The sequence below is a fragment of the Endozoicomonas sp. ALD068 genome (assembly GCF_049310145.1).
In the GTDB taxonomy this organism is placed as follows: Bacteria; Pseudomonadota; Gammaproteobacteria; order Pseudomonadales; family Endozoicomonadaceae; genus Endozoicomonas_A.
Genome location: NZ_JBLYNU010000004.1, coordinates 6,473,769 through 6,497,531, shown reverse-complemented (window position 1 = coordinate 6,497,531; position 23,763 = coordinate 6,473,769). Strand labels below are relative to the sequence as shown.

General features: G+C 49.8%; 4 protein-coding genes. All 4 read left to right on the top strand.

The annotated features are described in order from the left end of the window. Positions 1 to 12 precede the first annotated feature (12 nt). The 4 genes from ACO6V5_RS23425 (at position 13) to ACO6V5_RS23410 (ending at position 23,717) form a co-directional block, all read left to right on the top strand. Entirely contained in the window at positions 13 to 7,542 is a 7,530-nt protein-coding gene (locus tag ACO6V5_RS23425; protein ID WP_422409566.1) for an AAA family ATPase, read from the top strand. Positions 7,543 to 7,744: 202 nt separating this feature from the next. Continuing rightward, positions 7,745 to 8,329, top strand: coding sequence for an RING finger domain-containing protein (locus tag ACO6V5_RS23420; RefSeq protein ID WP_422135336.1), 585 nt, complete (start codon positions 7,745 to 7,747; stop codon positions 8,327 to 8,329). A gap of 217 nt (positions 8,330 to 8,546) precedes the next feature. Then, entirely contained in the window at positions 8,547 to 16,031 is a 7,485-nt protein-coding gene (locus tag ACO6V5_RS23415; protein ID WP_422409568.1) for an AAA family ATPase, read from the top strand. Between the two features lie 138 nt (positions 16,032 to 16,169). Beyond that, a complete protein-coding gene (locus ACO6V5_RS23410; protein WP_422409570.1) occupies positions 16,170 to 23,717 on the top strand; it encodes an AAA family ATPase in 7,548 nt (2,515 codons plus the stop codon). The last annotated feature ends 46 nt before the right edge of the window (positions 23,718 to 23,763 follow it).

Genomic DNA, 23,763 nt, shown 5'->3' with positions numbered 1-23,763 from the left:
GAGAGATTGACTATGGATGGTCGGATTGATGGGAAAATAAAGAGGCCTTTTTTTAAGAGCGCAGAGCCTGATCGCAGCGTGCCAGCCAAAAAAGCAAGACAGGATTCACCTTCGGTAGCAGAGGTCTGTGACGTAACAGCCCAACTCAGCCTATCGTCACCTGCCATTGCTTTGCCTGACAAGGCGAGAAGGGTATCCTCAACAGATTCCCCGCTCCAAAAGGCCGCTCATGCCTTCGATTTTCGTTTTGTCACCAGTGATGATGAGATTCGACAACTTTTAGTTGCCCAGACCTGCGATGAAAATCGCGATGTTACCCTTATTTCCCACCCCAATGACCTCTCACAAGCTAACCTGGTGAGCCGCTTGAGCATTTCCGGCGATGGTCGCCACACTTTGCGCTCAGGCAAGCTCTTTGAAGGATCGCAGCCATTGACCCTGGTGATGGATATCCGAAAACTCACCAGCGAGGATCTGCCAAAATTTAACGATCTGCTGGACCCGGATAACCCCTGCCTTTATGACAAAGTCAGCCGGAAGAAACGCCCCCTGGGAGCGCATGTTTCTCTGCTGGTCCTGGCGGCCCCTGGACAATTGGCCTCGGTTGGCCAACATGACGAGGCACCTGCGGTCGGCGCTCCGGGCGCTGATTTCTGGCGGCGAATCAATCGACCGGGCAATACCTGGCAGTTCGACGCACAGACCGGCGACGACCCAGCGGAGATCGACAAGGTTCCTCCGTTATTGGCTGAACTCCCCTCTGCCGAAAGTGCTATGGATGACGACAATACCGTTCTTATCGACTGCCACTTACACAGTCACTGGCGACAGTTGCTACTGGGCGGTCCTGGCGTGAATCAACAAGGGCAAATCCAGCACATCCCCGGCAAACTTGAGTCTCTGCGAGCCGGACAACGTGTGATTTTGAAAGGAGCCAACTGGCAGGACCTGGCCTTTGAACAGACGATTCGTCAGATGCTGACGCAACAATGTTTTGAAAGCAACGGGAAGATCTGTCAGTTACCCAACAATGTTCAGTTTTATCAGACGCCGGTAGGGAAGGACGAGCTTTATTCACTGTTCCAAAGTCTGTCCTGCTCTGGTGATGCACCAGGAAATCCGATCATCATCAACCAGAGTAATATCAGCGATTGGCTGAACCCGATTGCCATTGCCCCGGAAGGCTATGCAGTCCCTAATACCTCCCTGTTGGAACAAGTTCAGGCAGGTGATACGGTCACCGTAACCTCTCCACTCACTGAAGTTCTTTGGTTTCGTTTGCTGGGTTCGTTGCAGACTATTCGCGAGACCACAGGCCTGAAGCCGCAACTTCAGGTAGCTCATCCAATCAAGCAGCCAAAAGCCCTGGGATTGACAAAAAAAGATGAGCACACATCACTGTCCGGACTACAAGAAAAAATTAGTCATCACGCCACCCTTAATACCATCAATACCGTCACTTATCAGCAACCTGCTGAGGCAAGTTATTGGCTCAATCATCAAGAGGAAGCTCCTTTGGTCATTCAGGTCAATGGGCAGACCCGTTGCAGCCAGTTGTTTGATAATATCCGTATCACCTCGGAACAAAAGGCGTATTTTGGACGTCACCAAAGTGAATTGCAGGAGGCATTAATCGCTGGCAAGCCGGTTGTCTTCCGGGGGCTGGAAAGCAATCCAACAGTTCAGCAACAGTTGGAATCCCTGTTTGTTGAGCAAACTCTGTTGGTCAATGGCCAATTACAGGAGTACCCAAAGGCTCATATCACAATTCTCTGGCCTGAGTTTACAGAAAGCCCATCTCCCATATTTCGTTCAATGGTTGCCACGGGCAGTCCGTGTCCTGAAGTCGATCTTTGGACTATCACTGCCTCCAAACATGGTATCCCCCGGACTGAGCTACCAGAAAAAGCGCTTCATGAACTCTACAAAGCGTTTAAAACCGTACCTGACGACCTTTGTAACCCTTTGCCTGAAATGACCGAAGGGCTGTTAAATAACCTGATACAGGCTGCCCGGCGGACACAGCAGGTTGACCGGTCTCCACAGCTCCTGCCTCGGCACTGGCGCAAAGCCATCGACAGCGTCATCACCCATGGTGCCAGACAGAATCCGTCAGTGCGTGATTTTGTCAAGGTGGCCTGTTGGCAGCTACTGCCGCATGCTCATGAGAAACCGGATAAGCATCAAGCCGCCTGGGTAGACCCGGACCGGTTAAATGCCATCATCAATAGCTCCCAGCGCTTGGATAGAGCATTTTTGCAGCAGAACCTGTGGCAACTGGCCAGAGCCTTTGACCCGGCATTCTTTAACGACGGGCAATTTTCGTTCTCTGCGGAACAACCATTTGAAGGACTACAACTGTCCTATAAAAGACCATTTCCAAAACATAGTGAAAAAGAAGCCCTGGACAGGCTCTGTAACATGATTCTGGCCCATACGCCTGAAAAACAACGACCTGCAATGGCGTATCAGTTGGAAGTCACAGAGTCGAAAGTCAGGCCATATCATCCGTTAACCATAAGACCAACACGGCAGATTAAACGTTTGCAGGATGCACTGACGTCTGGCTGGCAGTTATATGTGCCATCAGAGCAGACCCGATCCGATGTCATTCACTCTCTGGCCACCGATTGTTTTCATAGTGCCAAAATAGCGAATTCTGAGGCAGCAGGTATTGAGCGCATAGAACATCGACTGTCTGAATCACTGCAATGGCAAGGTTCCTCTGATATGCCCCTGTCAGCACTGGCCCGGGATCTTTATTACGGCGAGATGAGTCAGCAGGATCGTGAAAGCCGTCGATTATCCCGACTCCATGAACGCTTTGCGGACTCTCCCGTCCTATTCCTGCAGGGGGAAACCGGCACCGGGAAAAGCTATTTTTCCGCCCGGATGGCAGAGGCTTCCGGACAGGCTTCAATCATTTCTCTTGGACCTTCTGACAGTGAACAGACACTGATGAAACGCTGGCAGTGGCAAAAACACGCCGATGGCGACCGTTCTATGGAGCAGCAAAACCGGGCGCTGATGGAATGGGCCAGTACCCCTTCCGACAATGTTGGAGGAAAATATATCACCCTGATTCTGGATGAAGCCAACCTGACCCAAGCCGGATTGCTGGCGTCATTGAATGGCTTATGGGAGCCGCAACCCTGCATCTATGTGAATGGACATCCTGTCAGGGTCAGCGAAAAACACCGGGTGATTCTCACCGGCAACCCCGATCATTACGCCGGGCGCCAAATGGACCCGGCCCTGAAAGAGAAATTGCCCAGGGCTTACTACCCACGTCTGGATCAGGCTTTCCTTCGGGACAGAGTGGTCGAACCAGCCCTACTCAATCAGTTACAACGGCATCAAATAAACGACATTGCACACATTGCCACCAAGAGTGTGATGGCACTCTGGCAATATTACCAGGAGCTGTTGCCCGAGCATGAGTTTACTCCCAGGGATTTAACCGATATCTGCAGTTGGGTGGGCTGGTATCTTGGTCGTGCGCAGCCCGCAGTTGGCAGTGTGACTCCTGAGCAAATCAACAGTTTGATCCAGCAAAGTTTCCGGGATCTACTGGGTCCCGAAATCAGCGAGACTCACCAGGATGCCCTCTTGGCATTGGAAATCTGGTTTGCAGCCCGTTACCACCCGGACAACACCCTGCGCGACAAAGTTCATAACCACACCCTGCCCGATATGCTGCAGGACTTCAGAACATTGACCAAAGAAATCCGACCCGAGTTTGATACCTCCGGATCGGCAGTCATTCAACTGGTACAAGGGCTGGGACAGGATTTAAGCCGCGCTCAGCAGGCTTATCATCACGACATAAAACACGGCGGTCGTCAGGCAACGCTGATTGAAGGTCCGGCCGGGCGGGGTAAAGATGCCACGCTGAACCTGATGATTGAAAGTGTCAGACAGCAGGCCAGGCAACGGGGAGAATCCATGCCGGAAGTCTTTCCCCTGAATGCCTGTGATTGTTCCTGGGACAGACTGTGTGAGGCTATCCAGAAAGCAAAAGTAGAGGGCGGCATCGTAGTTATTTCGGAAATGAATCTGATCGACAGCCAGCATCTGGAAGGTGAGTTGAACGATATTCTGGCCGGTGACGCCCATCCGGGCTTCCACCTGTTTGCTACCGTCAACCCGCCTGAATACAGCGGGCGAAAAACCTTGTCACCGGCGCTAAAAGGACGTTTCCGACATTTGCCGATCCGGCAGTATAACCAGAAAGAATTGCAGACCATTGCCGATAAAGTGTTGCCTCAGACCCCGCAAGGAAAAAACGCGGCTAAACAGCTGACTGAGAAACATTGTCGTTTAAGGGCTTACCTGCAACGGAAAAACCTGCCGTTGCAGCCCACCAGCCTTGACTTACAGAATGTCGCCAGGGCGGTTGACAGAGGGGGTGATTTTACCGAAAAAACACTTCATCAATACCTCAATCAGCACTACCGGCTTTATCTGATGGCAGCCAAAATATCGTTGCAGAAACTGCCAAAGTCATCCGGTTCCGCCATGGGCGAAGGAGTCCTTGCTGATAAACTGAGCCGTTGGTTCAACGAAACGTTACCGGACATTGGTCGTCCCTGGTTGATACGAAGCAGTGATAACAACAGCATTGATGAAAAAAACCATGAAATTTGTTTTAAGGCTGACCCGAGTAAAGAGGATGCCAAAACAGAAATCATCAAAAGGGTCGCTCAGGCCCAATGGCAGGCGTCCGGACTTTCCCTAAGGCCGGATGAGTCTGACAATGTTCTCACCCGGGCACTGTACCGACACTGGCAGAAAAGCTGGTTTAATCGTGAGTTTGGCCAGACAGGCGTGGACGCCAATAGTGTATTCTCCATGACGAAAGAAGAGGAGCAGGCACTGAAGACGCCGGCTTCCCTGCCTTATCTTCAGGAGGCCGATAAGCGAATAAGGTTATGGAACGCCAAGGCAGTTCAATGGTGGCCAGCGTTCTGGCATGAGATAAGTAATCTGCCGAACCATTCGCTGTACGAATTTATTAAGGAAGCATCAGCTGATAGTGCTTTTGAACAATACGATCCGGAAGTCGAAGAGAAAAAGACCAGGGCATTGGACCAGATAACGAACTACGACTCTCTGGCGGGGTCAAAACTTAGGGATTATAAAGTTTTTAAAACGGAGAAACTTCCTTCCCAGATGTATCGACTTAGAGTACAGGATATATTTGTAACGGCTGGGGGCAATATCAAGAGGATCGAAATTGGTGATAAGTACCTTCAGGGGATGGAACTGCTCACACCTGAGCTGTTACCAGAGCATGACCAGCCAGTGACATTAGCTAAAAATCAAACCCTGGCAACCTTTGAGATGCAATTAAAGTACGGTCAATGTGCATTGCCAAGCCTGACGCCTGACGACTATATCGTGGCCTTGCGCATAGAACCTGATTGGCCATACACCCTGGTCAGGGATCGATATACCGGGCTGCACAAACTGTTTATTACCGGGGACAGAACCAACCAGAGTATAAAGGTTGCCTATGTCGTAGAGTCCAGGGAACCGGGCCAAAAAGTCCAACCAGCAGGTTTTGACACCCGCTGTTCAGAAGGGATGAAAGCCGTACTGGACAAACTGTTTGAAAACATCGAGCAGCAGCCAACGGAAATACAGGTGCCTTTGCTGAAAATCATAAAGGCTGAAAACAGGTCGCAACGCATTGAGGCGATCAAGGACTATTGCAAACAGTTTTCCGGTAAAACCAAACCAGAGAGAGACGAAAATTTCTTTCACTTTCTGGTAACACAGCGGCAAGGTTACTGTAAACATCGTACACCTGTTTTTGTCGCTTTTTGTCGTTATTTTGGGATTCCATGTCGGAGCATAACAAACTTTATCCACAGCTTTGCTGAGTATTCCGAAGATGGGGGCCAAACCTGGAAGTCAGCAAATTTGGGCGGGGGGCCTGCACGGGTAACAGAAATCAAATCTGAATTCCAGCCCATCAGCAGGGGCATTGATCTTAATACTCAGTCAAACAAGATTAAGAAACTCCTGAAGAGTCTTCTGAAAGAAGCTGATTTAACACAACAGCAAGCTCTGTCTAAAGCCATTGGCATCAACCTTGAAGCACTGAACAAAGCCATTGAGACATTCGGGGCATTGGCAAACAAAGATCTACATCCTTTCAACATTGTAAAGAACCTTTGGAAAGAAAAAGATTTAGCCAGTTTTTCCATGGGCGTCTCAGTTATAACGTCGAGACAGGCACATCAGTATCAAATGAGGGAGTTGGTTCGTACTGAGCGCTCTGGCAACCACCCTCACCGCAATTCGATGTCAGAGGCAGTCGTGCAAATATTGTCCAACAGCGATGAAGATCAGGTCACCAAACAACTTAAGTTACTCCATCCAATAATGATTAATCACACCAATGCAAGCCATCTCGAATGGTCGTGTTCAATGGTAAAAATACTGAAAAACAGTCACTTGGCCAAACCATCGGTTATTCACTTTGCCCGTGAGGCCCTGGCATCGGGTTGGCTGGACCCAGTGCCGGTTTATGATAACGCGATTATGGGAGCCGATGAACATTATCAGTTATTAATGCGCCTGAGAGACATCGATGAACTGAAGGCTCAAGCCACTAATTGCCTGAAAAAGTGGTATCGGACTGTGTTGTCCGGGGAAAAAATCAGCCAGAGATGGCAGTTAAGTTATGAGCTTTTCATGAGGGAAGAAAATAGTGCCCTGTTAGTCACTCATTCTCATGGTGGGTTTTCGCGATTCCTTGAAGATAAAATTGCCCGCTCAATCCTGGACTACAACTGGACAGACGTACCTGAGGGAGTTCCGAATATAGAACGAATGTTGCTGCAAGAACCTGCATTTATGCAGTTAACCTCGGTCAACGCAAACCACCGTCCGGTGATTACCCTGGGGCGGCCTTCGTGGGGAGTCACAGTCTTCAATAAAAAACACAGAGCCCTGATGGAAGTAAAAGCAGAGAATAGCCCGGACTTGAAGCGGTTATGGGAACAATACAAGCAATATGAGGCGATGGAAAAACAACTCCGGGACGCTCTGAAGGCATTGGATGAGCAATGCCTGACTCAAGAAGAACGTAAGCAAAAAAAGCATGATATCGAAAGCAAGTACCAGCCCATTATAAAGTCCCTTAAGTTGTCACCGAGGGACTATTTGTCTTTCTGTGATTTACATATGAAATGCTGCGAGGCGATTGAGCAGGCCTTCAGTCATTACCTGTATGGAGTGACACACTCAAAAGGTGGTCGTTTAACACATTGTTGGGGCAATATTTCCATACATGCTAACCCTCATAAGGACTATGGCGCTCATGATCCATCTTCACCCCATGAACTGTATGCAATGATGTCCAGAATCATAGGTCCTGATAGTTTTGAGAAATCTATTGAGAATTCTTACTTACGGCAGGCACTCAATGCCAGTGACGCTCTGGTGCTCAAATCCGACGAGCTGACAACCATTGCCGAAGAGTTTTTGAACACTGTGAATTTGAATTCGTTGTGTGAATCATTGGATACCTGATAAACGTTTGTTTTCGAGACCGTTGACTTCCCACAATAGCAACCAGCCAGTATCCAAATTGAACTTTCCCGGCCTTTGAAAGTCCCATCATACTTGAATGGCATCGTAATAGCTTTTCACAGGGTGAGTTATAAAATTTGGGGAACTTCTTTGCCGGTTTTTTATCTCATTATTAACTATTAACAAGGGTGGAGTTTACTTTATGACAATAGGTGTTGTGGATGAGTGTCTAATCTGTTACAGATCTTTTGATGATAATGAAGCTCTTCGATGTAATGATAAAGTAGTTCTCCCGTGTCATGAAACTCATGTCTTTGGAAGAAAATGTATTGTCAGATGGTTTGAGCAATCCATGACCTGTCCTGTTTGCAGGTCTAAAATGCCGTTATCTTTTTCTGCTCCTTTTTTGCGTGATCGGGTAGTCAGAATCGTTACTAATACTATTGTCGGTGCTGCTGCCTCTGCTCTAACTGCGGCAACTCTTATTGGTTCCTATGGCATTATTAATGTTGGCCGTGGCTTGGCTGGGACTGATAATGTCATGACTGCTTTGGCTGCTGGTGTACATACAGCTATTGTATCTGGAGCTTTTTTTGGATTGGGAAATAGCCTGGCTGACTTAAGACCTCTCGCGTTCTTTGGTGGGGCTATTTGCTTTTACGGTGTGCCTATAGCTTTTGAAACTTATGGCTACATTGCTGCTTCTCATGTTGCTGGTTTTTTGGCTAGTTCATTCGTTGGCTTTGGTTGTCCTTTCATGAATATTGATGGTGAGTTTACGATTTGAACTGTATTCAGGCTCTGTGCCATGATCGTGGCCCATGCACCTGAAGTCTGACTCATTGGACAGCTGATAACCGTTAGCTCCTGATGAGTTTTTCGAGACCGTTGACTCCCCACAATGGCAACGGACCAATATCCAAATTGAACTTTCCCGGGCTCTGAAAGTCTCATTACAAAAGAGTTTCAATTCAGTCCTTCAGATGCTAATAGGGAGATTAACAGTGGATGGTCAGATGGTTGGAGAAATTAACAAACCCGTTCCGGCTGGTAGCATGCCTGATCGTGGCGCGCGTGATAGTAACCCGTCTTATACTGGCATGCCAGCCAAGAGGCCAAGGCTGGATTTAGATTTACCGCCAAAAGTTGAAGCTGTCTGCTCTGGTTTCGCTTACCAACTGAATCTATCGTCATCTCAGATTATGACACCTGACAGGGCGAGAGCCGTATCCTTAACGGATTCCCCGCTCCAAAATAACCCTCACGCCTTCGATTTCCGTTTTGTCGCCAGTGATGATAAGGTTCGACAGCTTTTGGCTGACCAGACCCGCGATAAAAATCGCGATGTCACGCTTATTTCCCAACCCGATGACCTTGCACAGGCTAACCTGGTGAGCCGGTTGACCATTGCCGACAATGGTCGCCACGCTTTGCGCCCAGGCAAGCTCTTTGAAGGTTCACTGCCATTGACCCTGGTGATAGATATCCGAAAACTCACCAGTGAGGATCTGCCAAAATTTAACGATCTGCTGGACCCGGATAACCCCTGTCTATACGACAAGGTCAGCCAGAAGAAACGCCCTCTGGGAGAGCATGTTTCTCTGCTGGTTCTGGCAGCCCCTGCACAGCTGGCAGCGGTAGGCCAGTGTGACGACGCGCCCGCGGTCGGCGCACCGGGAGCTGATTTCTGGCGGCGAATTAACCGACCGGGCAATAGCTGGCAGTTCCAGGCTGAGACTGGCAACGACCCATCGATGGACATTGACGGAGCTCCCCCGCTATTGCCTGAATTCCCCAGTGCCGAAAATGCTATGGACGACGACACTACTGTTGTTATTGACTGCCACTTGCACAACAACTGGCGGCAGTTACTGCTGGGTGGTCCCGGTGTCGATCAACAGGGGCGAATCCAGCACATTCCTGGCAGGCTTGAACAGTTGACATCCGGACAACGGGTGATACTGAAAGGCGCCGACTGGCAGAATCTGACCTTTGAACAGACCATACGACAGATGCTGGCGCAACAGTGCTTTGAGAGCAATGGGGAAGTCTGTCCGTTACCCGACGATGTTCAGTTTTATCAGATGCCGGTGGGGAAGGACGAGCTTCATTCGCTGTTCCAAAGCCAGCCTAAAGAGCACGCCGCAGAAAACCCGATCATCATTAACCAGGGGAATATCACAGAATGGCTGAGCCCCATTGCCATTACGCCTGAAGGCTATGCAATCCCTAACACCTGCCTGTTGGAACAGATCAGGGCGGGGGGTGTCGTCACCGTAACGTCTCCACTTACTGAAGCTCTCTGGTTTCATTTGCTGGGTTCATTGCAAACCCTTCGCGAGACCACCGGTCTGGAGCCCCGACTCCAGGTGGCCCATTCAAGACGGCAGCCGAAAGCCCTGGGATTGGCAGAAAACGATGGGCGCTTTCTGTCCAACCCACATAAAAAAGTCACAGGTCACGCCACCTTTAATACCTTCACTTATCAGCAACATGCCCAGGCCAGTCATTGGATTAATCATCAGCCACAAACCCCTCTGGTCATTCAGGTCAATGAACAGACTGGCTTCAGCCAGCTATTTGATAATATCCATATTACCTCGGAACAAAAGGCGCATTTCGGACGACGTCTGAGTCAGTTGCAGGAGGCATTGATCGCTGGCAAACCGGTGGTATTTCGGGGGCTGGAAACTAATCCAGGTCTTCAGCAGCTCCTGGAACCCCTGGTTGTCGGGCAACCGCTGTTGGTCAATGGCCAGTTACAGGCCTTCCCGCACGCTCATGTCACAATGCTCTGGCCTGGGTCTGCGAAAACCCCATCTTCAGTATTCACTTCATTGGTTGCTGCGGGTAAGCCGTGCCCTGTAATCAACCTCTGGGACATCAATGCCCGCAGACATGAAATCCCTCGGAATGAACTACCAAAACGAGCACTTAATGAACTTTACGAGGCATTTAAAACCGTACCTGAAGACCTTTGTAACCCTCTGCCTGAAGTGACCGAAGGTTTGTTGAATAACCTGATACTGGCCGCCCGGCGGGCACAAAAGGTGGACCAGTCCCCACAAATCCTGCCCTGCCACTGGCGCAAGGCCATTGATAGCGTTATCACTCATGGCACCCGTCAGCATCGGCCCGTGCGGGATTTTATGAAAGTGGCTTGTTGGCACTTGTTACCGGATAAAACACCTGATGCTCACAGGAAGCCGGATCAAGCCGCCTCGGTAGACCCGGATCACTTGAATGGCATCCTCAATAGTGTCTCGCAGTTGGATAGAACGGTTGTAGAACACAACTTTTGGGCACTGGCCCGAGCCTTTGACCCGGCAGTATTTAATGGAGAATTACAACTGTCCTATGGAAGCCCATTTCCACTATGGGGTAACGAAGACCTTCTCAACAGGTTCTGTGCCATGATCGTGGCCCATGCAGCTGAAGAACAACGAGATGCTATAGCGTACCAGTTGAAAGTCGATCTGGCGGCAGCAGAGCCCTGGCAATCCTTAGCCATCAGACCAGCAAGACAGATTAAACGTTTGCAGGATGCACTGGCTTCTGGCTGGCAGTTAGCTTTGTCATCAGGGCAGACCCGAGCCGATGCCATCCACGGCCTCGCCAGTGATTGTTTTCATATTGCCAGAACAGCGAATTCTGAGGCAGAACGCATAGAACATCGACTGTCTGAATCACTCAAATGGGCGGGTTCCGCTGATGAGCCCCTGTCAGCACTGGCCCGGGATCTTTATCACGGTGAGATGAATCAAAAGGATCGTGAAAGCCGTCGCTTATCCCGACTCCATGACCGGCTTAGCGACTCTCCCGTTATCTTTCTGCAGGGAGAAACCGGCACCGGAAAAAGTTACTTTTCTGCCAAAATAGCCAGGGCTTCAGGACAAGCTTCAGTCATTTCCATCGGACCTTCTGACAGCGAACAGACCCTGATGAAACGCTGGCAGTGGCAACAACACGCCGATGGCGACCGCTCTATGGCGCAACAAAACCGGACATTGATGGAATGGGCCAAGACCGAACCCGATAAAGACAATGGCTATGTTGGAGGTAACTACATCACTCTGGTGCTGGATGAGGCTAACCTGGCCCAGGTCGGACTGCTGGCGTCACTGAACGGCTTATGGGAACCGGAACCCTGCATCTATGTGAATGGTCATCCTGTCAAGGTCAGCGAAAAACACCGGGTGATTCTCACCGGCAACCCCGATCATTACTCCGGACGCCAAATGGACCCGGCCCTGAAAGAGAAATTGCCCGGGACTTACTACCCTCGGTTAGACCGGGCATTCCTTCGGGACAGAGTGGTGGAACCGGCTCTCGTCAATCAGTTACAACGGCATCTGTCAGGGCAACCAATAAACGACATTGTAAAAAGTGCTACCGAGAGTGTGATGACACTCTGGCAATATTATCCGGAACTCTTGCCAGACCATGAGTTTACCCCGAGGGATTTAACGGATATCTGCAGCTGGGTGGGCTGGTATCTGGATCGTGCGCTGCCCGAAGGTGACAATGTTACCCCTCAGCAAATAAACAGTTTGATCCAGCAAAGTTTTCGGGATGTACTGGGTCCCGAAATCACCGAGACTCATCAGGATACACAGCTGGCACTGGAAATCTGGTTTGCTGCCCGTTACCACCCGGACAACACTCTGCGCGACAGAGTTCACAACTACACCCTGCCAGCTATTCAGCAGGCCTTCAGTACATTCAGCAAAGAAATCCGGCCTGAGTTTGATACCTCCGGATCGGCAGTCTGTGAACTGGTGCAGCAGCTTGGGCAGGATTTAAGCCGCAGTCAGCAGGCTTATCATCACAACAGAAAACACGGCGGTCGTCAGGCAACGCTGATTGAAGGCCCGGCTGGACGGGGTAAAGATGCCACGCTGAACCTGGTGATTGAAAGCGTCAGAAAGCAGGCTAAGCAACAGGGAGAGTCCATGCCGGAAGTTTTTCTCCTGAATGCCTGTGATTGTTCCTGGGACAAAGTGTGTGAAGCGATCCAGAAGGCAAAAGTCGATGGCGGTATCCTGGTCATTTCGGAAATGAATCTGATCGACAGCCAGCATCTGGAAGGTGAGTTAAACGATATTCTGGCCGGTGACGCTCATCCGGGTTTTCACCTTTTCGCCACCATCAACCCACCTGAATACAGCGGGCGAAAACCCTTATCACCGGCGCTGAAAGGTCGTTTCAGACATTTACCGATCCGCCAGTATAACCCAACCGAATTGCAGACCATTGCCGAAAAAGTGTTGCCACAGACCACGGAAGGGAAATTTGCGGCTGAAAAGCTGGCTCAGCTACATTGTCGATTGAGGGCTGACCTGAAACGGAAAAACCTGCCGTTACAGCCCACCAGCCTTGATTTACAGAATGTCGCAAAAGCTGTTACCAGAGGGCGCGATTTTTCTGAAGATAGCCTTCATCAATGCCTCAATCAGCACTACCGGCTTTATCTGATGGCCGCCAACCTGTCGCTGGAGGAACTGCCCGGGTTATCAACGCTTGCCATGGCTGAAGGGGCGCTGGCTCCTGATTTGTGCCACTGGCTCAACGAAACAGTACCTAAGATAGGACGCCCGTGGTTGATACGACTCAGTCATCGCAACAGTACGGATGAAAAAAACCATGAAATTTGTATTAACACTCAATTAAGCGAAGAGGCAGCCAAAACAGAAATCATCAGGAGGGTGGCCCAGGCCCGGTGGCAGGCATCCGGTCTTTCCCTGAAGCCAGACAAGTCAGACAATATGCTCACCCAGTCAATATACCGACGCTGGCAGCATTGCTGGTTTGCTCGTGAGTTTCACAAGACGGGCGTGGACGCCAACCAAGTATTTCATCTTTGGCAAGCACAGGAACAAATGCTGAAATTATCGGCTTACGAGCCTTGTCTCAAGGAAGCTGATCGGCAAATAGCGGCATGGAACGCCAATGCAGTTCAATGTTGGCCTGCGTTCTGGCACCGGTTGAAGGATACGCTGGACCATATTAACGAAGCCTTGGCTGTTGACGCTGATAACAAAGCCGGACAATACAATCCGGAAGTCATCGAGAAAGAGACAGAGGCATTAGACCGGAACACTGACGAAGACCATCAGGAAGTACAACACCATTACGATTATATAGTTTTTAATACCAGGAATGTTCCTTGCCACATGTATCGTTATTGGGCCAAAGATATTCATGTGACCGTCGAGGGTGATGTCAAACGAATCGATCTTAGTGATAACCGCACGCTGGGGGTCGAAATACTCAGGCCGACCCTGTTAAAGCAGAACCAGCCAGTGACAGTAGCCAAGGGTCAGACGATGGGGGCCCTCGACTTAAAACCGGGCAACAGTCATCATGCATTGCCCAGCATGACGCCAGACGACTATATTGTGGCACTGCGTCTGGAACCCGAGTTACCCTTTGCCCTGGTCAGGGACAAATATACCGGGCTTCACACACTCTCTATTCCTGAGGCCGAAGCCAAACAGAATATTAAAGTGGATTATGTCGTAGAACCCAGGAAAACGGAGCCCCGTGCAAAAGAATTAACATGGTTTGACACCCATTGTTCAGAAGGTATGAAAGCAGTACTGAACGAAGTGTTTAATAACATTGGCAAACAACCAGCCGAAATACGCTTTCCTTTGTGGAAAATAAAACACTCTGAAAACACCAGCCAACGAATTGAGGCGATCACGGATTATTGCCGACAGTTTTCCGGCCAGAGCAAACCAGAGCCCGGTAAAAATTTCTTTGAATTCCTCGTAACACAGCGGCAAGGTAGCTGTCGTCATCGTAGTTCTGTTTTTGTGGCTTTTTGTCGTTATTTTGGGATTCCATCCCGGCAAATCAGAAGCCTTTTACACAGCTTTGTTGAATATTGCCCGGATGGAGATCAGACCTGGAAGTCAGTGGATTTGGGTGGGTCATATCTTCCGTTCACAGTAATTGCCCCTGACTTCCAGGGGAATGACAGTCAGCCTATCTTGGAAGAAAACGTTTACAACATTGAGATCAGGGGACTCCTGAAGGATCTTTTTAAAGGGGCTGATTTAGCACAACAACAAGCTCTTGCTAAAGCCTGTGGTATAAGCCTTGAGGAGTTGAACAAAGCCGTTGAGACAGACAGTGCATTGCCAGAAGCCAATATAAGTCTTTTTGAAGCAGTACAGAAACTTTGGCAGGAAAAAGATTTGCCCGGTTTTTCCATGGGCGTGTCAACGTTAAAGGCCTCGGGGACGAGAGCCCTGAGACATTGTGAGAAGCGATTGATCGGAGTTATCTATGACCATGAGGGGAATGCCTGTAAACCGATGTCGGAAGCAGTAAGGGCAATATTGTCCAACGGTCATTCCGATCAGGCCATTGAACAACTCAGGTTATTGCACTCAAAAATGATTGTTCAGGGCGGAGCAAGCCCTCTTGATTGGTTGAGTTCTATAGTGGAAATAATCGAGAACAGTGACTTGGCCAACCCTTCGGTTATTCACTTTGTCCACGAAGCCCTGAAATCGGGTTGGCTGGAGCCACTGCCGACCTATAAGAGCCCTATTATGAAGGCCGATCATCATTATAAGCTATTGGTGCGTCTCGCAGGTGTCCACAAACTCAGGGCTGAAGCCACCCATCAGCTGAAAAAGTGGTATCAGACACTCTTGTCCAGGGAAAAAAATAGCCAGGTATGGCGGGTGGCTTATAGAGACCTTCAGGGAAGAAAAAGTGATGCCATGTTCGTCACTCATTGTCATGATGGGGTTTCGTCATCCCTTGAAAAAAATATGCTCAATCCATCTGTACAGATCGACTGGGTGCACGAACCTGAGGGTGTTCCGAATATAGAACGAATGCTGGTGCATCAGCCGGCATTTGTGAAGTTAAACTCGGGCAAGGCTGGCTATCGTCCGGTGATTACCATGGGGCAACCTTCCTGGGACAGCGAGGTGTTTAATGAAAAGGTTGAAGCCCTGTTGCAACGAAAAATTGAGAACAGCCCGGAATTGAAGGCGCTGTTGGAAGACATTAAACAATATAAGAAAAGACGTTTTGCTACCACAGGCAGTCACGAACCCATTTTAAAGTGCCTTGAGCTGTCATGGGATGACGAAAGCTTTTTGGGTACTTTAAAAAACCAATGCAGGCAGGCGATTCAGCAGGCGTTCAGTCATTACCTTTATGAAGTGACGCACTTAAAAGGCAGTCGTTTAACCTATTGTTGGGCTGACGCTTCCATCGCAGACTCCATGAATTCAGACTACTACGGCGCTCATGATCCATCTTCACCAGAAGAGCTGCATGCAATGATATGTAAAATTGAGAGCTCTTTCTGTTTTCAGCAGCCAGTGAAGGATGCCCGCCTGCTGCAGCAGGCACACAACGCCAGCAACGCACTGGTGCTCAAATCCGATGAGCTGACAACCATCGCCGAAGAGTTTTTGAACAGTGTGAATTTGAACTCGCTGTGTGAGTCATTGGATACGTGATAAACGTTTGGTTTCAAGACCGTTGACTTCCCACTATAGCAACGGACCAGTACCCAAATTGAACTTTCCCGGCCTCTGAAGGTCTTATCATTAAAGGGATTCAATTCAGTCCTTCAGATGGTTGTAGGGAGATTGACTATGGATGGTCAGATTGGTGGAGAAATTAACAAACCTGTTCCGGCTAGTGGCTTGCCAGCCAAGAGGTCAGGGCAGGATTCAGATTTAATATCAAACGTCAAAGCTGTCTGCTCTGGTCTCAATTACCAACTGAATCTATCGTCATCTCAGATTATGACACCTGACAGGGCGAGAACCGTATCCTCAACGGATTCCTTGCTCCAAAAGAACCCTGCCTTCGATTTCCGTTTTGTCGCCAGCGATGATGAAGTTCGACAGCTTTTGGCTGACCAGACCCGCGATAAAAATCGCGATGTCACCTTTATTTCCCACCCCGACGACCTCGCACAGGCTAATCTGGTGAGCCGTCTGAGCATTGCCGACAATGGTCGTCACACTTTGCGCTCAGGCAAGCTCTTTGAAGGTTCACAGCCATTGACCCTGGTGATAGATATCCGAAAACTCACCAATGAGGATCTGCCAAAATTTAACGATCTGCTGGACCCGGATAACCCCTGTCTATACGACAAGGTCAGCCAGAAGAAACGCCCTCTGGGAGAGCATGTTTCTCTGCTGGTTCTGGCAGCCCCTGAACAATTGACATCGGTTGGCCAGCATGGCGGCGCGCCTGCGGCCAGCGCACCGGCGGCCGACGCTCCGGGCGCTGATTTCTGGCGGCGAATTAACCGACCGGGCAATACATGGCAGTTCGAGGCTGAGACTGGCAATGAACCATTGATGGACATTGACGGGGCTCCCCCGCTATTGCCTGAATTTCCCAGTGACGAAAATGCTATGGACGACGACACTATCCTGGTTATTGACTGCCACTTGCACAACAACTGGCGACAGTTACTGCTGGGTGGTCCCGGTGTCGATCAACAGGGGCGAATCCAGCACATCCCTGGCAGGCTTGAACGATTGACGTCGGGACAACGGGTGGTACTGAAAGGCGCCGACTGGCAGGACCTGACCTTTGAACAGACCATTCGACAGATGCTGGCGCAACAGTGCTTTGAGAGCAATGGGGAAGTCTGTCCGTTACCCGACGATGTTCAGTTTTATCAGATGCCGGCGGGGAAGGACGAGCTTCATTCGCTGTTCCAAAGCCAGTCTAAAGAGCACGCCGCAGAACACCCAATCATCATTAACCAGGGGAATATCACAGAATGGCTGAGCCCCATTGCCATTACGCCTGAAGGCTATGCAATCCCTAACACCTGCCTGTTGGAACAGATCAGGGCGGGGGGTGTCGTCACCGTAACGTCTCCACTCACTGAAGCCCTCTGGTTTCGTTTGCTGGGTTCATTGCAAACCCTTCGCGAGACCACCGGCCTGGAGCCCCGACTCCAGGTGGCTCATACAAGACAGCAGCCGAAAGCCCTGAGATTGGCAGAAGACGATGGGCGCTTTCTGTCCAGCCCACACAGTAAAGTCACTGGTCACGCCACCTTTAATACCTTCACTTATCAGCAACATGCCCAGGCCAGTCATTGGATTAATCATCAACCACAAACCCCTCTGGTCATTCAGGTTAACGAACAGACTGGCTTCAGCCAGCTATTTGATAACATCCATATCGCCTCGGAACAAAAGGCGCATTTCAGACGATCTCAGAGTGATTTGCAGGCGGCATTAACCGCTGGCAAGCCGGTGGTATTCAGAGGGCTGGAAAGTAATCCAAGGCTTCAGCAGCTTCTGGAACCCCTGGTTATTGGGCAACCTCTGTTGGTGAATGGTCAATTACAGGCCTACCCACAAGCCCATGTCACAATACTCTGGCCTGAGTCTGTGAAAAGCGCCTCTTCAGTATTTAATTCGATGGTTGCCACGGGTAGCCGGTGTCCCGAGATTGATCTCTGGGATATCAATACCCTCAGGCATAAAATCTCCCGGGCAGAGCTGCCAGAACAAGCACTTCACTCACTTTACGAAGCCTTTAAAAGCGTACCCGGTGGCCTTTGTAATGCTCTGCCTGAAGTGACCGAAGGGTTGTTGAATAATCTGATACTGGCTGCCCGGAGGGCACAGCAGTTTGACCACTCCCCTCAGCTCCTGCCATGCCACTGGCGCAAGGCCATCAATAGCGTCATCACCCATGGCACCCGACAACATCCGTCCGTCCATGATTTTATGAAAGTGGCCTGTTTGCAGTTACTGCCGGATGAAGATCAAGCCGCCTCCGGAGACCGGGATCAGTTAGCTGCCATCATCAGTAGCACCCCTCGACTGGATAGAAACTTTGTCAAGCGAAACCTGTGGCAACTGGCCCGAGCCTTTGAGCCGACAGTATTTATAGGTACCGAATTAAAACTGTCCTATGAAAATCCATTTCCAGAGTGGGGTAAGAAAGAAGTTATGGACAGGCTCTGTGCCATGATCCTGGCCCACGCACCTGAAAAACAACGAGATGTTATAGCCTATCAGCTGGCAGTCGATCCGGCGGCAACAAAGCCCTGGCAATGCTTAGCCATCGAGCCAACAAGACAGATTAAACGTTTGCAAGATGCACTGGCTTCTGGCTGGCAGTTACCTTTGCACTCAGGGCAGACCCGATCCGATGCCATCCACGGTCTGGCCAGCGATTGTTTTCATAGGGCCAGAACAGCGAGTTCTGAGGCAGACGGCATTGAACGCATAGAAAATCGACTGTCAGAATCACTGAAATGGCAGGGTTCCGCTGATGAGCCCCTGTCTGCACTGGCCCGGGATCTTTATCATGGTGAGATAAGTCAGAAGGATCGTGAAAGTCGTCGCTTATCCCGACTCCATGACCGGCTTACGGACTCTCCCGTTATATTCCTTGAGGGGGAAACCGGAACCGGGAAAAGCTACTTTTCCGCCAAAATGGCAAAGGCTTCAGGACAGGCAACGGTGCTTTCCCTTGGACCTTCTGACAGCGAACAAACCCTGATGAAACGCTGGCAGTGGCAAAAGCACGCCGATGGCGACCGCTCTATGGTGCTGCAAAACCGGGCGCTGATGGAATGGGCCAATACCAAATCCGACAAAGACGGAGAATACATTACCCTGGTTCTGGATGAAGCCAACCTGGCCCAAACCGGATTACTTGCATCATTGAACGGCTTATGGGAACCGCAACCCTGCATTTATGTGAATGGTCATCCTGTCAAGGTCAGCGAAAAACACCGGGTAATTCTCACCGGCAACCCGGATCATTACGTCGGGCGCCAAATGGACCCGACCCTGAAAGAGAAACTGCCCAGAGCTTATTACCCACGTTTGGATGAGGCGTTCCTTCGGGACAGAGTGGTGGAACCAGCTCTACTCAATCAGTTACAACGGCATCAAATAAACGACATTGCACACAGTGCCAGCAAGAGTGTGATGGCACTGTGGCAATATTATCAGGAGCTTTTGCCCGAGCATGAGTTTACTCCCAGGGATTTAACGGATATCTGCAGCTGGGTGGGTTGGTATCTGGATCGTGCGTTATCCAAAGGCAACAGTGCCAGCTGTAAGCAAGTGAACAGTTTGATCCAGCAAAGCTTCCGGGATGTACTGGGTGCCGAAATCAGCGAGACTCAACAGGATGCTCTTTCAGCACTGGAAATCTGGTTTGCTGCCCGTTACGAACTGGACCACACCCTGCGAGACAGAGTTCATAACCACACCCTGCCAGATATTCTGCAGGACTTCAGAACATTGACCAAAGAAATCCGACCTGAGTTTGATACCTCCGGATCGGCAGTCATTGATCTGGCGCAAGGGCTGGGACAGGATTTAAGCCGCTGTCAGCAGGCTTATCATCACGACAGAAAACACGGCGGTCGTCAGGCAACACTGATTGAAGGCCCGGCCGGACGGGGTAAAGATGCCACGTTGAACCTGTTGATTGAAAGTGTCAGACAGCAGGCTCTACAACGGGGAGAGTCCATGCCGGAAGTCTTTCTCCTGAATGCCTGTGATTGTTCCTGGGACCAAGTGTGTGAAAAGATCCAGAAAGCAAAAGTCGATGGTGGCATCGTGGTGATTTCGGAAATGAATCTGATCGACAGCCAGCATCTGGAAGGCGAGTTAAACGATATTCTGGCCGGTGACGCCCATCCGGGCTTCCACCTGTTTGCCACCATTAACCCGCCTGAGTACAGCGGGCGAAAACCCTTATCACCGGCACTGAAAGGGCGTTTTCGACATTTGCCGATCCGGCAGTACAGCCCGACCGAATTGCAGGCCATTGCCGGGAAAGTCTTGCCAGAGAATGAGCAGGGAAAAATCACGGCTAAACGGCTGACTGAAAAACATTGTCGTTTAAGGGCCTGCCTGCAACGCAAAGACCTGCCATTACAGCCCACCAGTCGCGATTTACAGAATGTCGCCATGGCTGTCAAAAGAAGAGGCGATTTTAGCGAAAAAGCACTTCATCAATGCTTCAATCAGCACTACCGGCTTTACCTGATGGCCGCCAACCTGTCGCTGGAGGAACTGCCGGAGTCATCGACTCTTGCCATGGGCAAAGGAGCGCTTGCTTCTGATCTGAGCCATTGGCTCTATCAAAAGGTACCGAACATTGATCGTCCGTGGTTGATACGACAGAGTGATCGCAACAGTATTGATGAAAAAGGCCACGAAATTCTTGTTGAGGCTGGTCTGGATAAAAAGCAAGCCAGGACTGAAATCATCAAGAGGGTGGCTCAGGCGAGGTGGCAGACATCCGGTTTTTCACTGGCGCCGGATCAGTATAACGATATCCTCACCCGGGCACTGTACCGATACTGGCAGCATCGCTGGTTTCATCGTGAGTTCGGCCTGACGGGCGAGGACGCCAATTGCTTATTTCCCCTGACCAAAGAAGAGAAACAAACGCTGAAAATGTCGACCTCCCAGCCTTTTCTCCGGGAGGCTGATAAGTTGATTGGTGTATGGAAAGCCGACGCAGTTCAATGGTGGCCTGCCTTTTGGCATCAGATAAGTAACCTGCCGAACCATTGGCTTGACGATTACATGGATGAAAAGTTAGCGACTGGCTCTGGTAATGCGCCTGATAAACACTGTCTAAACGCTCCCTCGAAAAAAGATAAGGTACTGGACCGGAGAACAAACTATGAGTGCCTGAGATTGCCACTACTATACGATTTACCCGTTTTTAAAACGCAGAGACCCACTTCCCGTATGTATCGTTGGGAGGCAAAGGATATTTGTGTGACTGCCAGGGGCGATATCATACGGACCGATCTTAATGATCCACGCATTCAAGGTTTCGTAACCCTCATGCCGGACCGGTTACCAGGGCCTGACCAAGAAGTGATATTAACCAGCAACCAAACCCTGGCGTCCTTTAAGTGGACATCGAAGAAAGGTCAATTTGTGTTACCCAGCCTGACGCCTGACGACTATATCGTGGCCCTGCGTACAGAACCCGATTTGCCATTTAAACTGATCAGGCATCGGTATACCGGGCTTCACATACTGATTATTCCAGAAGCCAACACCGAACAGACTATTCAATTTACTTATGTCGTAGAGCCCAAAAAACCGGACGACAGTGTTTCGGCTGAAGAAGCCCGGCCAAAACAATCAATACGTTTTGACACCCACTGTTCAGAAGGTATTAAAACCGTGCTGGACGAACTGTTTTCGCCCGTAAAAGAGCACCCGGCCAAACTACAGATGAGTTTGCAGAAAATAAAAAACGCCAGACACACCCGGCAACGAATTGAGGCGATCACGGAGTATTGCCGACAGTTTTCGGGTAAGACTGAACCGAAGCCGGAAGAAAATTTCTTTAGATTCCTCGTCACTCAGCAGCAGGGTAGCTGCCGTCATCGCGCGCCTGTTTTTGTTGCTTTTTGTCGTTATTTCGGGATTCCCAGTCGGCAAATTCATAGCCTTACCCACGAGTTTCCCGAGTATTCACTGGATAGAGGTCAAACCTGGGAATCGGTGGATTTGGGCGGGGGGCCCGCACAGGTAAGAGAAATCAAATCTGAATTCCAGCCCACCAGGCAGCTCAGTAGTTCCGGCAGTGAGTCAAAGAGGTTTAAGGATCTTCTGAAAGGGGCTGATTCAGCGCAACAAGAAGCTCTGGCACAAGCCATTGACAAGAATCCTGAGAGACAGAACACAGCCCTTGAAAGAGGTAGTGCCTCATCAAATCCATTTAAAGTCACCTCCAAAATGGTGAGGGAACTTTGGAAGAGAAAAGATTTGACCGGATTTTCCATGGGCGTCTCAATTTTACTGGATATAAAAGCATTGAACAATTACGAGCTGGCATTGGTTGGTGCTGTGCATATAAAACACGGGGCGAGTACCTATAAACCCATGGTGGAGGCAGTAGCAAAAATATTGTCCGACAGTGATGAGGACCAGGTCACTGAACAACTCAAGTTACTCCATTCAAAAGTGATTGTTCAGGCCGGAGAGAGACCTCAGCAGTGGATGAGTTCCATGGTGGATATACTGAACGGCAGTGACTTAACCAGGCCTTCGGTTATTCAACTTGCCCTCGCAGCCCTGGAATCAGGTTGGCTGGATCCACTGCCGGAATACGACCACAAGATTAACGGGGTCCGTGAACAGCATGAGCTATTGTTACGCCTTGAAGGCGTTGATGAATTAAAAGTTAAAGCCACCCATTGCCTGAAAAATTTATACAAGCAGTTGTTTTCCAGAGAAAAAAACAGTCAGGAATGGCGGCTGAGCTATGAAGACTTCCAAACGAGAGAAGATGCCTGCCTGATGACCCATTGTCATGGTGGCTTTTCGCCATACCTGGAAGAGCTGATTGTCCGTAAAGCTTTACAAGACGCCTGGACGGACGAACCTGAAGGCATTCCGAATATAGAGCGGTTGCTGGTACACCATCCCGCGTTTGTGCGATTAAACTCTGGCAGGACGCTCCACCGACCGGTGGTTATCCTGGGGCAACCTCGCTGGTACAGCGAAGCAATGAGTGAAAAAACCGAAGCTCTGCTTCAACTAAAAGTTGAGAGCAGCCCGGAATTGAAGCGGTCGTTTGAAAAAGTCAAACAGTACAGGGAGATTGATAATGAATACGACAAAGCTCTGGCTGACCTGGATAATTGGTACAGTGATCATTCAAGCCATGAACAATCAATGCTTCCTGATCAGCAATGCCAGACTCGAAAAGAACAATATGAGAAACAAAAACTTGCTATCAAAAGTCATTACAAACCCCTTCTGGATTCCATTGGGCTGCAACACCGGGAAAAAGGGCTTGTACGTGATCTAAAAATCAAATGCAGGCAAGCGATTGGGCAGGCCTTCAGTCATTACCTGTATGGTTTGACGCACTCGAAAGGCGGTTCCTTGACCCATTGTTGGGCCGAAGCAATTGTCAGTGACCAGATACTTAGAATAAAATGGTATGGCACTCATGATCCATCCTCACCGGAAGAGCTGTATGCCATGATGCAATTAATTGAATCTTACGAATTTCCGTCATCTGCCAAGGATGCCTATTTAAAAGAGGCACTCAACATCAGTAACGCTCTGATACTCAGGTCCGATGATCTGACCAAAATTAATGAAGAGTTTTTGAACAGCGTGAATTTGAATTCGATTTATGAGTCATTGGATAACTGATAATCCTGATTGATGCCATTGCCCTGCGTCTAACTAACCCAATGGA